At 56.9% G+C, this 10504-nt stretch carries 13 protein-coding genes, 1 tRNA gene and 2 rRNA genes (1 of these 16 running past the window's edge); 3 read left to right on the top strand and 13 right to left on the bottom strand.

Features of this window, described 5'->3' with window-relative positions; all coding sequences use genetic code 11:
- The 3 genes from QNO18_RS19910 to QNO18_RS19920 all read left to right on the top strand — a co-directional run.
- A 23S ribosomal RNA gene (locus tag QNO18_RS19910) occupies positions 1–2555 on the top strand (it extends 354 nt beyond the left edge of the window).
- Between the two features lie 125 nt (positions 2556–2680).
- A 5S ribosomal RNA gene (rrf, locus tag QNO18_RS19915) occupies positions 2681–2795 on the top strand.
- Positions 2796–2862: 67 nt separating this feature from the next.
- Positions 2863–2939, top strand: a tRNA-Met gene (locus QNO18_RS19920).
- A gap of 265 nt (positions 2940–3204) precedes the next feature.
- Here QNO18_RS19920 and QNO18_RS25750 read toward each other — a convergent pair.
- The 13 genes from QNO18_RS25750 to QNO18_RS19975 all read right to left on the bottom strand — a co-directional run.
- Positions 3205–3765 carry a zinc ribbon domain-containing protein gene (locus QNO18_RS25750; protein WP_349293901.1) on the bottom strand — a complete coding sequence of 187 codons (561 nt, stop codon included), beginning with the start codon at positions 3763–3765 and terminating at the stop codon, positions 3205–3207.
- The gene (locus QNO18_RS25755) at positions 3762–4556 is read right to left on the bottom strand and encodes a recombinase family protein (RefSeq protein WP_349293902.1); all 795 of its coding nucleotides are present in this window, start codon (positions 4554–4556) and stop codon (positions 3762–3764) included. Before QNO18_RS25755 ends, QNO18_RS25750 begins: the two co-directional genes overlap by 4 nt.
- A gap of 19 nt (positions 4557–4575) precedes the next feature.
- On the bottom strand, positions 4576–4761 hold the full coding sequence (locus tag QNO18_RS19930) for a hypothetical protein (protein ID WP_283179258.1): 186 nt from the start codon (positions 4759–4761) through the stop codon (positions 4576–4578).
- Positions 4762–5202: 441 nt separating this feature from the next.
- Positions 5203–5400, bottom strand: a complete 198-nt coding sequence (locus QNO18_RS19935; RefSeq protein ID WP_283179259.1) for a hypothetical protein — start codon at positions 5398–5400, stop codon at positions 5203–5205.
- Complete coding sequence (locus tag QNO18_RS19940; protein ID WP_349293903.1) at positions 5384–5641, bottom strand: N-6 DNA methylase; 258 nt, start codon at positions 5639–5641, stop codon at positions 5384–5386. The genes QNO18_RS19935 and QNO18_RS19940 overlap by 17 nt, the downstream gene beginning before the upstream one ends.
- On the bottom strand, positions 5638–5838 hold the full coding sequence (locus tag QNO18_RS25760; protein ID WP_349293904.1) for an N-6 DNA methylase: 201 nt from the start codon (positions 5836–5838) through the stop codon (positions 5638–5640). Before QNO18_RS25760 ends, QNO18_RS19940 begins: the two co-directional genes overlap by 4 nt.
- Complete coding sequence (locus tag QNO18_RS19945; protein ID WP_283179260.1) at positions 5748–6842, bottom strand: N-6 DNA methylase; 1095 nt, start codon at positions 6840–6842, stop codon at positions 5748–5750. Before QNO18_RS19945 ends, QNO18_RS25760 begins: the two co-directional genes overlap by 91 nt.
- A complete protein-coding gene (locus tag QNO18_RS19950; protein WP_283179261.1) occupies positions 6839–7090 on the bottom strand; it encodes a hypothetical protein in 252 nt (83 codons plus the stop codon). Before QNO18_RS19950 ends, QNO18_RS19945 begins: the two co-directional genes overlap by 4 nt.
- On the bottom strand, positions 7090–7962 hold the full coding sequence (locus QNO18_RS19955; protein ID WP_283179262.1) for an anticodon nuclease: 873 nt from the start codon (positions 7960–7962) through the stop codon (positions 7090–7092). The genes QNO18_RS19950 and QNO18_RS19955 overlap by 1 nt, the downstream gene beginning before the upstream one ends.
- A gap of 3 nt (positions 7963–7965) precedes the next feature.
- Complete coding sequence (locus QNO18_RS19960; RefSeq protein WP_283179263.1) at positions 7966–8631, bottom strand: restriction endonuclease subunit S; 666 nt, start codon at positions 8629–8631, stop codon at positions 7966–7968.
- Complete coding sequence (locus QNO18_RS19965; RefSeq protein WP_283179264.1) at positions 8631–9203, bottom strand: hypothetical protein; 573 nt, start codon at positions 9201–9203, stop codon at positions 8631–8633. Before QNO18_RS19965 ends, QNO18_RS19960 begins: the two co-directional genes overlap by 1 nt.
- Before the next feature lie 37 nt (positions 9204–9240).
- Positions 9241–10077, bottom strand: a complete 837-nt coding sequence (locus QNO18_RS19970) for a hypothetical protein (protein WP_283179265.1) — start codon at positions 10075–10077, stop codon at positions 9241–9243.
- Positions 10078–10209: 132 nt separating this feature from the next.
- On the bottom strand, positions 10210–10504 hold a 295-nt coding region (locus tag QNO18_RS19975), incomplete at its 5' end, for a hypothetical protein (RefSeq protein WP_283179266.1).

Here is a 10504-nt window from a genome sequence, read left to right on the forward strand (position 1 = left end):
GCGGATCAGCCGATGCATGAAGTGTGACAAGAATGGTCTGGAAAGGCCAACCATAGTGGGTGACAGTCCCGTATTGGAAGCACCATTGCACATATTAAGTAGGGCGGGACACGTGAAATCCTGTCTGAAGATCGGAGGACCACCTCCGAAGGCTAAGTACTCCTTACTGACCGATAGCGAACCAGTACCGTGAGGGAAAGGTGAAAAGCACCCCGACGAGGGGAGTGAAACAGTACCTGAAACCGGACGCCTACAAGCAGTCGGAGCCTCCTTGAGAGGTGACGGCGTACCTTTTGTATAATGGGTCAACGACTTGGTCTAACGAGCGAGCTTAAGCCGATAGGTGTAGGCGCAGCGAAAGCGAGTCTTAAATGGGCGACAGAGTTCGTTGGATCAGACCCGAAACCAGGTGATCTAGCCATGAGCAGGATGAAGGTAAGGTAACACTTACTGGAGGTCCGAACCAACACCCGTTGAAAAGGGTCTGGATGACTTGTGGCTAGGGGTGAAAGGCTAATCAAACCTGGAGATAGCTGGTTCTCCGCGAAAGCTATTTAGGTAGCGCCTCGGACGAATACCATCGGGGGTAGAGCACTGGATGGGCAATGGGGTCCCACAGACTTACTGAGCCTAACCAAACTCCGAATACCGATGAGTAATATCCGGGAGACACACGGCGGGTGCTAACGTCCGTCGTGAAGAGGGAAACAACCCTGACCTGCAGCTAAGGCCCCTAATTCATGGCTAAGTGGGAAAGCATGTGGGACGGCCAAAACAACCAGGAGGTTGGCTTAGAAGCAGCCATCCTTTAAAGATAGCGTAACAGCTCACTGGTCTAGATAAGCTGTCCTGCGGCGAAGATGTATCGGGGCTCAAGCCATGAGCCGAAGCTCGGGATGCACAGCGATGTGCGTGGTAGCGGAGCGTTCTGTGATATAGAACGCTGTCTCTTGTTGATCCTTTATCCTCGGATAATGGGGACCAACGCAGAGACACTGTTCTTTCTGTGAAGCCGGGCTGTAAGGCATCCGGTGGAGAGATCAGAAGTGAGAATGTTGACATGAGTAGCGACAAAGAGGGTGAGAGACCCTCTCGCCGAAAGTCCAAGGGTTCCTGCTTAAAGCTAATCTGAGCAGGGTAAGCCGGCCCCTAAGGCGAGGCCGAAAGGCGTAGTCGATGGGAACACGGTTAATATTCCGTGGCCAGGAGGATGTGACGGATCTCGAAGATTGTCTTCCCTTATCGGATTGGGAAGGCCGTTCAGAGGTTCCTGGAAATAGCCCTCCATCAGACCGTACCCTAAACCGACACAGGTGGACAGGTAGAGTATACCAAGGCGCTTGAGAGAACCACGTTTAAGGAACTCGGCAAAATGCTCCCGTAAGTTCGCGAGAAGGGAGCCCCGTCTGTACGCAAGTATGGGCGGGGGGCACAATCCAGGGGGTGGCGACTGTTTACTTAAAACACAGGGCTCTGCGAAGTCGTAAGACGACGTATAGGGTCTGACGCCTGCCCGGTGCCGGAAGGTTAAAAGGAGGGGTGCAAGCTCTGAATTGAAGCCCCGGTAAACGGCGGCCGTAACTATAACGGTCCTAAGGTAGCGAAATTCCTTGTCGGGTAAGTTCCGACCTGCACGAATGGCGTAACGATCTCCCCGCTGTCTCAAACGTGGACTCAGCGAAATTGAACTGTGTGTCAAGATGCACACTACCCGCGGTTAGACGGAAAGACCCCATGAACCTTTACTCTAGCTTTGCATTGGCATCAGGAATGTGATGTGCAGGATAGGTGGTAGGCATTGAAACTTGGACGCCAGTCTGAGTGGAGCCATCCTTGAGATACCACCCTTCGCCTTCTTGATGTCTAACCGCGGTCCGTTATCCGGATCCGGGACCCTGCATGGTGGGGAGTTTGACTGGGGCGGTCGCCTCCCAAATCGTAACGGAGGCGCGCGAAGGTTGGCTCAGACCGGTCGGAAATCGGTCGTTGAGTGCAATGGCAGAAGCCAGCCTGACTGCGAGACTGACAAGTCGAGCAGAGACGAAAGTCGGCCATAGTGATCCGGTGGTCCCAAGTGGGAGGGCCATCGCTCAACGGATAAAAGGTACTCTGGGGATAACAGGCTGATGATGCCCAAGAGTCCATATCGACGGCATCGTTTGGCACCTCGATGTCGGCTCATCTCATCCTGGGGCCGGAGCAGGTCCCAAGGGTACGGCTGTTCGCCGTTTAAAGAGGTACGTGAGCTGGGTTTAGAACGTCGTGAGACAGTTCGGTCCCTATCTGCCGTGGGTGCAGGAGGCTTGAGAAGAGTTGACCCTAGTACGAGAGGACCGGGTTGAACGAACCACTGGTGGACCTGTTATCGTGCCAACGGTAGTGCAGGGTAGCTATGTTCGGACAGGATAAACGCTGAAGGCATCTAAGCGTGAAGCCCCCTTCAAAACTAGGCCTCCCTTGAGGGCCGTGGTAGACCACCACGTCGATAGGCCAGAGGTGTAAGTGCGGTAACGCATTCAGCTGACTGGTACTAATTGCCCGATTGGCTTGATTTGATCCGGTAAAAGCAAGGCATAAACCTTCGCTAACCGACAGACAGCCATATACAAGCACCAAAAGTCGTACAGACCTGAACAATACATCGATGTTCGCGGATCAAATCCGCAAGTCTCTGTTCCGGTTTGGTGGTCATAGTGGTGGCTAAACACCCGATCCCATCCCGAACTCGGCCGTTAAGGGCCTCTACGCCAATGGTACTGCGTCTCAAGACGTGGGAGAGTAGGTAACCGCCAAACCTGATCAGAGACTTCTCTCTCCAATACGATACAAATCCCCTCATACTAACCCCGAGGGGATAACGGCCGCGGGGTGGAGCAGCCAGGTAGCTCGTCAGGCTCATAACCTGAAGGTCACAGGTTCAAATCCTGTCCCCGCAACCATCTCAACTTGCGAACCACCCGCCCCACCGGCGGGCTTTTTGCGTTCAAGAGCAATCGTCAGAATGCCCGCCAGATCGCCGTGAACTTCGATCTGAAGCTCGCCGCTCGCCGTGTCCGGTGTCAGGACGATCTCCTGCACCAGAGAACGGAGAACATCAGCGGCGCCCATGCGCCGGGCCTCGGAATCCTCCTGCAGGGCCGCATAGAGTTCCTCGACCTGCGCGCGGTAGTGATGCGCCATGTTCGGGTGCAGCAGGGGAGGGGCTCATCTGCTTCGGCCCATAAAGGCCTTCAGGTCCTTCTGCCGGCGTTCCAGCTTGACCATCTTCTCGTTGAGACGATCAGCTGCGCCACCTTTGAGGATCAGGTCAACGAGCGTGTCGAGCTCCCGGTCGATCTTTTTGATCTCGGCCTCTGCGGCGTCGATTGACGCCCGGCCTTCCATCCGCAGCTTGTTCATCTCGCGCGTGAACTCGTCGCAGAACTCCTGAAACAGCTCCGGCTTCATCAGGTTGTGGCGCAGGGCGTTCAGGACCCGCTCTTCCAGCGCATCCCGACGGATGTTCATGTCATTGTCGCAGGTGCCCTTGTTGCGTCTGGTCGAGCAGCCCACCAGATGCGCGGAGATCATCGAGTAGCCCCCGCCGCAACAGCCGCATTTGGTCAGGCCGGATAGCAGGTACTTCGGCCGTCGCCGGTCGCGGAAGTGGTTCTCGCTCGGATCATCCTCATCCCGCGTGGCATGCTTGACCGTCCTCTGCCGGCCCTTCACTGAGTTCCACAGGTCGTCCTCGACGATCCGAAGTTCGGGCGCTTCCTGGATCACCCATTCGGATTCCGGATTGGGACGCGCCTGCCGCTTCCAGTATCGGGATCCTTGATGAACCGCTGCCGGTTCCACACCAGCTTGCCGACATACATCTCGTTGTTCAGGATGCCATTACCGCGCTTCTGGTTGCCGTTGATGGTGCTGAAACCCCAGTCTCCGCCCGAAGGGGCCTCGATCCCGTCCTGGTTCAACTCAACGGCAATGCGCTTGGCAGACTTGCCCGCAGCATAGTCACGGAAGATGCGGCGGATGACTTCAGCCTGTATCTGATTGACGGTGCGGTCGCCCCGGACCGCTTCACCGTTGCTGTCGAACTTCTTCACCACGTCGTAGCCGTAGGAATTGCCGCCTCCCGACTTACCGGCTTCCACACGGCCGCGCTGCCCGCGCCGGGTCTTGTCCGCCAGATCCTTCAGAAAGAGGGCGTTCATCGTCCCCTTCAATCCGACATGCAACTCGCTGATCTCGCCCTCCGAGAGCGTGAACATCTTCACATCGGCATAGCGCATGCGCTTGTAGATCCCGGCGATGTCCTCCTGATCGCGGCTGATGCGGTCCAGTGCTTCCGCCAGGATCAGGTCGAAGCGGCCGCGCGAGGAATCCAGGATCACGGCCTGGAGACCGGACCGCTGGATCATGCTGGAGCCGGAGATCGCATGATCGGAATATTCCTCGACGACGGTCCAGCCTTCCTTCTCGGCCCGCAACCGGCACATGCGCAACTGGTCGGCGATGGAGGCTTCGCGTTGATTGTCCGAGGAATAGCGGGCGTAGATGGCAACGCGCATGGTCAGGCCTCCACAGTGTTCAAGGGTGCGGCGGCCGGTGATCCTTCAGCTGTTGCTCGTAGAGGCCGCGCGCGGCCCGGCGCGCGAGAAGGCGGACCAGAGCGACCAGCCGAGGATCGCGGCCATCCGAGGCAGTCGTAAGCGTCAGCTCGGGTTTGCCGATCTGCGCTTCCGCCTTGTGAATGGTGCTCGGTTGCCGTGCCATCGTCGTGCCGTGACCTTTTGGGGTGCACGAACTCTACGAAGCAATTCCAATGCGTTACAGAGAAGCGCATGGCGGCGTTCGGGTGTTGGCAGCGTACGGAATAGGGCATTGGCGTAGTCCTGAGCAGCATGGCATAGCGCAAATACTGGCGCGATGCTGTGCGAATGTGCGGCTCACAGGGGATATGAACATCTGCTCGCACAGCAAGACGTTCCAGCCAGGTCCTGATCAAGGGATAACGCGGATGCCGTGCATCATGCAAGCCCATCCTCGCGCAGGTGATCTGAGCGACGCTGCAAAGTCGGCCCGGAGCCGCCTCTCGCATCATTGGTGCCGCGCTCCGAAGCAGTCACTCATGCGCATCGCAGCGACGGGCCGACCAGCCCATCTTTTACTGTACTCCTGACGCTCTGACGGTGCGGAGAGCCAGAGCGGCATATCTCATTCGGTCCCAGGAAGAACTGGAAGCCCCAATTCTCTCAGAAACGAGTTGTGGTTCGACGTTGCTTCCCGAATTTGGTCTTCGATCGAGATCAATTCCTGCTGCGTTGCATCCAGGTCGATTTCAGCCTCAGCCACAGCAGTGCTGATGTATCGGGAGATGTTGAGGTTGAACCCCTCCTCAGCGATGCGCTCCATGCTCACGCGCTTGGAGTAAGCGCTCCTCTTCCTTGCGGAACTGATACGTCTCGATGATCTTCTGAATGTCATTCGGCTTGCCATCTAACCCTTCACGCAGGCGGTTCTGCCGCTTGCCTTTTTCATAGTTCTCGGCCGCGTTGATGAAGAGCACATCATCCGGCTTTTTGCACTTTTTCAGCACGAGGATGCAGACCGGGATGCCGGTCGAATAGAAAAGGTTCGCGGGCAGGCCGATCACGGTGTCGATGTGACCATCCTCAAGCAGCTTTGTGCGGATACGCTCCTCTGCCCCCCCCGGAACAGCACGCCGTGCGGTAGGATGATGGCCATCACGCCCTCATCCTTCAAGTAGTGGAAACCGTGCAGCAGGAACGCGAAGTCTGCGGCGGATTTGGGCGCCAGCCCGTGATTCTTGAACCGCACGTCGTCGCCCATCGCTTCACTCGGTTCCCAACGGAGGCTGAAGGGCGGTTGGCCACGATCGCATCAAACGAGGGTTTCTTGGCAGGGTTCAGCTCTCGCAGGATGTCCCAGTCATTGGTCAGTGTGTCGCCATGGTAGATTTCGAATTCGGTGTCTTTCACGCCGTGCAGCAGCATGTTCATGCGAGCGAGATTATAGGTGGTTATGTTCTTTTCTTGCCCGTAGATTTTCCCGATGCCATGCGGTCCCATGCGCTTTCGCACGTTCAGCAACAGCGAGCCGGAGCCACACGCGAAATCGAGCACACTGGCGAGGCGCTCCTTCTTTCCGGTTGCGGGTTCCTGGCTGTCCAGCGTCACGATCGCGGAAAGGATGTCAGACACCTGCTGAGGGGTATAGAACTCCCCTGCCTTTTTTCCGGAACCGGCGGCAAACTGGCCTATCAGATACTCGTAAGCATCGCCCAGTGCATCAACATCGGATGAAAAATCGGCGAGCCCATTGGCGATCTCGGTGATGATGGTGCAGAGCTTGGCGTTGCGATCTGCATAGCTCCGGCCAAGCTTTTCTGAGCCGAGATTGATTTCCGAAAAAAGTCCCCCGAACGTGCTCTGGAAGGACTCGTTCTCAATATATTTGAAGCCTGCCTGCAGCGTGTTCAGCAGATCGTCGCTCTGGGTGCGCGCCATGTGGGCGATGCTGGCCCAGAGGTGTTCCGGCTTGATGACGTAATGCGCCTTGAGGCGCATCTGCTTTTCAAAAGCCGAAATATCGTCGGGGTTCTGCGCGTACCAAACGGAAAGCGGCGAGCGCCCGCCATTGCCGATCGTGTTGGGATCCGGGTAGTCGCGCCCGAGCTCCTTTCTGGCGGCCATTTCGTAATTGTCCGAGAGATAACGCAAAAATAGAAAGGACAGCATGTAATCGCGGAAATCGTCTGCGTTCATCGCCCCGCGCAGCGTGTCTGCGATGTTCCAGAGCGTCTTGCCCAGTTGCTTTTGGATTTGGTCGTTCATGGATTTTCCTGTGCGTCTTCTGGGAACAAGGCGGGGCTGAACGGATGCATCGTGATGAACTGCTTCAAAAGCCTGCCGAAGTGCTCCTTGTTCTCGGGCATCATCTCGCTGGGTTCGTAGAGCGAGTAGTCACCATGGCTCATCATATCGATGACCCGCTTGTAAATAATCTCGTTGGGATCGTCGGCTTCTGGCTTGATGCAGTCGTGCCATTTGGCGTAGCCGAAGAAGGCGGCGGTCTGCTCCATCACCGGCGCAGCATATTGAAATGGTAGGTATAAAGCGCCCCCGACTTCTGCGCCTGCTGCATCGCAACCAGCGACGCCAGATGATAGAGGAACGGTGTACTGTCGGTTTCCTGAACCTTGAAGGTGTGCCCGCCCGACTGTTTTTGCCGGGTCAGGAAATACATCCGTGGCTTCTTCATCTCGTTGCAGAGCACGTTGAAGAACAGCACGTGGTGCGACGACACAACCACCCGAATACGGCTCGGCGCATCCTTCAGCATTTGAGCAAGGTGATGGGCAACCATTACTGCGTTGTTTTCGTCCAGCGATGAGATCGGGTCATCGATATAGACGTACTTCACCCACTTGTAGGCCTCGGCCTCGTCAACGGCGAGTTGGAGGATGGCCAGGAAGAAGCACCAGATGAAGATGTTCTCTTCCGCCGCGAAAATCTTGATGTCCTCGACCGTCGCCGTAGTCCCAGCCGTCTGCACCACGCGTGAAAATCTGACTGTCCATTCGGCTGTATCGATGCGGAAATCGAAATCGGCATAGCGGTTCAGCAGGGGGCGAATACGGTTGTCCATCTCCAATTCGCCCAGGCCCGCGAAGAATCGCGAGGTGCTGTTGATCTTCAGCACGCGCGACAGGTCGTTTGCCAGATCGTTGTCCCAGAAGAACAGGTCTTCAGTGAAGGCGTTGAAATAGAGCGTGTCCTGCGCCGTCGTCTCACCTTCGGCAGTCACAACCTTGCCGATGTCCTTGAAGGTAGTTGAAAGCCGGGTCTTGCCCGTGCCGTTGTAGGCATAGATCAGGACCGACTTCTTCGCTTCAAGCTCGTCTCGCAGGTGCTGCGCCAGTGCGGGCAGATCATCAAAGTTGGCGTCTGGCACTGCTCAGACCTCCCCGACCTGAGGGAAAAGCTGCTGCATCAACCCCTTCTTGTGGGTCTTGAGCGTATCTAGCTTTTGGGCTGCGGCGGAGATAAGGTCGTCGAGGGACGTTAGGCAGTCGGCGATGCGCTGCTGTTCGGGCAACGACGGTGTTGAGACGATCAGTTCTTTCTTGAACGCGGTTGGATTGATGTTCGCTTGACTAACGCTTGGTTTCGCAAGTTTCTTAATCCGCGCTTGATACAATGCTGTATTCAGCATTGCATTGCAGAATGCGGAATTCATGCGAGATTTCTTCAATCGATAAGTAACGATGTACGAAGCGGTGATGCACCCCATTTCCGATCGGAAGAGAGCAATCTTTCCAACCAGGGCCGGGCTATTTGTCCGATTTAGGAGAATATCCCCATCCTCAAGCTTGAGCGAGCCAAAGGTAGCGGAGTCCAAGTCAATATAGACCAAGTTTGAAAAATCGATGCTACCGTCAACCATGTTTCCCATTCGCAGAACTGGGTAAAGACCTGTCGGCGAAGTTGAACTTGATGTTCCGTAGAACGACCTAGCAACAAAGTCCTCGAATGGCCGCTCTTCCCACTCCCCCTCTCCCTCGAACTCGGGGAAGCGGAGGCGGGGTTGGGTTTCGCCTTCCTGGGGGAAAAGCTGTTGCATCAGGCCTTTCTTGTGGGACCTAAGCGCCTCCACCTTCGCCCCTGCGCGGCAATCAGCGCGTCCGCCAGGTCCAGACAGTCGGCGATCTTCTGTTGTTCGGGGAAGGACGGCAGTGCCAATTGCAGGCGCGCCAGGTCCTTGTAATAGATACGAACACGAACGCTTCCATCACCCTTCTCCGACACAAAGTCCTCCCATGCGCCGGAGCGCCGGAAGTGATCGAGATAGGCAGGATCGAGCCTGTGTGGGCCGCCGCTCTTGCATTTGAAAACAACATAGTCAGGGCTGACCAGAATGTCGTCGTCACCTTGCCAGCGGGCGATCGAGCCGATGTTAAGCCGCATCGGGTTGTAAGCGAACCAATCCTTTCGCACGAACTTGTAGCGTGCCGTGTCAGCCGCGATGGTGCGCACTTCCATCGGCACGATACCATCGACTTTTGATACCCCCATGATTTGCGGCGTGGCTTGACCATCGCCGTTTCGCTCAGTGCTTTCGGTCGTGGCGTCCCCCAGGTGCAGATTCTGCACGGGTTGGCCGGAAAACTCTGGAAAACGCAGCGCGGGTTCCAACACAGACCCGCCTCCCGCTGCCGATAAGGATGTCACCTTATTGCTCATAGGCACTGAGCCCCGAGATTTCGCGCCCACCGGCGCGCTTCAGCAGCAGCGGCATCAGGTCCGCCATCAGGTCCAGTTCCTTCACCCGCCGCGCCTTCCAGTTCAGGCCAATGGGTTCCATCAGGTCAGTCAACGCTTCGCCGTCAAAAATCATGCGTTGCAGGATGGCGTCGACAAAGCCTTGCAGCGCTTCGGTTGCCAAGCCGTGCTTGCCCGCGATCTCCCCCAGTTCCACGGCGTTCTTTTCCGCCTTGAAGCGGCTATAGCCCTCGCGGATGGCCTTTTCGCTGAGACCCTCACCCGCCTTGAGGGTATTGATGTAGGCGGCGATATCCTCGCGCTCATCCATGAACTTGGCGTCGGACTGGATCAGGCCGATCAGTTCCTCGCGGCTCATCTTCTGCTTGCCGGGTGTCGCCTCGGAATAGCGGGCGATCAGGCCCATGATGTAGTCATAGTCGATGACGGCTGAGGCGAAGAGAACGAATTCGAAATCCAGTTGGTCAACTTCCTGGCTGGGCTTCTCCGCTGCTGGGCCCTGCTGGGCGCGAAGGCGCTGCGCGGTTTCCAGATAAGCGCCGCGGAAGCCGAGCAGGTTGTCGCGTGACAGAACCTGTTCGATGTTTTTTCGGTTCTCTTCGGTCAGGTCGGTGTACTGGTCAAGTTGGGTCTTGAGCCGCTGGACCTCCTTGAAGTGTTCGATGAAGGCCGCACGGGCCGCGTCGCCCTTGAGATTGGGCACCGCTTCCGGGGCGCAGTCGAGCCCCTGCGATTTCATGAAGGTATCAAGCTTCTGGACCGCGGTCTCCAGTTTCTGGATGACCACCGGGCCTTGTCGACCAGCCAGATTTCGCGGGCCTTTTCGGCAGCTGCCTCACCGAGAAAAGCGCGATGGCAGCATCGACTGCGTCCTGTTGCTGGCGGAAGTCGAGGATGTTGCCATAGGGCTTGGTGGCGTTCAGCACTCGATGGTGCGCGAGAAGGCCTGGATCAAGCCGTGATGCTTCAGGTTCTTGTCGACGTAGAGGGTGTTCAAGAACTTGGAATCGAAGCCGGTCAGCAGCATGTCGACGACAATCGTGATGTCGATCTTGTGGTGCGGCTGGTTGGGGTAAGCCTTCTTGAGGTCGGCATCCGGCCATTGCTGGTCTTTGATGCGTTTCTGCACATCCTGGTAGTACAGGTCGAATTCGCCGATCTTGTGATTGGTGCCGTATTGGGCGTTGTAATCGGCGAGGATTGCCTTCAGGGCC

This window comes from Gemmobacter sp. 24YEA27, from assembly GCF_030052995.1.
Classification (GTDB): Bacteria; Pseudomonadota; Alphaproteobacteria; order Rhodobacterales; family Rhodobacteraceae; genus Pseudogemmobacter.

Excerpts from the sequence above, each read along its gene's own strand:
- QNO18_RS25755 (WP_349293902.1), bottom strand. The coding sequence starts at position 4,556 with ATGCGCGTTGCCATCTACGCCCGCTATTCCTCGGACAATCAACGCGAA.
- QNO18_RS19930 (WP_283179258.1), bottom strand. The coding sequence starts at position 4,761 with ATGGCACGGCAACCGAGCACCATTCACAAGGCGGAAGCGCAGATCGGC.
- QNO18_RS19935 (WP_283179259.1), bottom strand. The coding sequence starts at position 5,400 with ATGGAGCGCATCGCTGAGGAGGGGTTCAACCTCAACATCTCCCGATAC.
- QNO18_RS25760 (WP_349293904.1), bottom strand. The coding sequence starts at position 5,838 with ATGGGCGACGACGTGCGGTTCAAGAATCACGGGCTGGCGCCCAAATCC.
- QNO18_RS19945 (WP_283179260.1), bottom strand. The coding sequence starts at position 6,842 with ATGAACGACCAAATCCAAAAGCAACTGGGCAAGACGCTCTGGAACATC.
- QNO18_RS19950 (WP_283179261.1), bottom strand. The coding sequence starts at position 7,090 with ATGGAGCAGACCGCCGCCTTCTTCGGCTACGCCAAATGGCACGACTGC.
- QNO18_RS19960 (WP_283179263.1), bottom strand. The coding sequence starts at position 8,631 with ATGCAACAGCTTTTCCCCCAGGAAGGCGAAACCCAACCCCGCCTCCGC.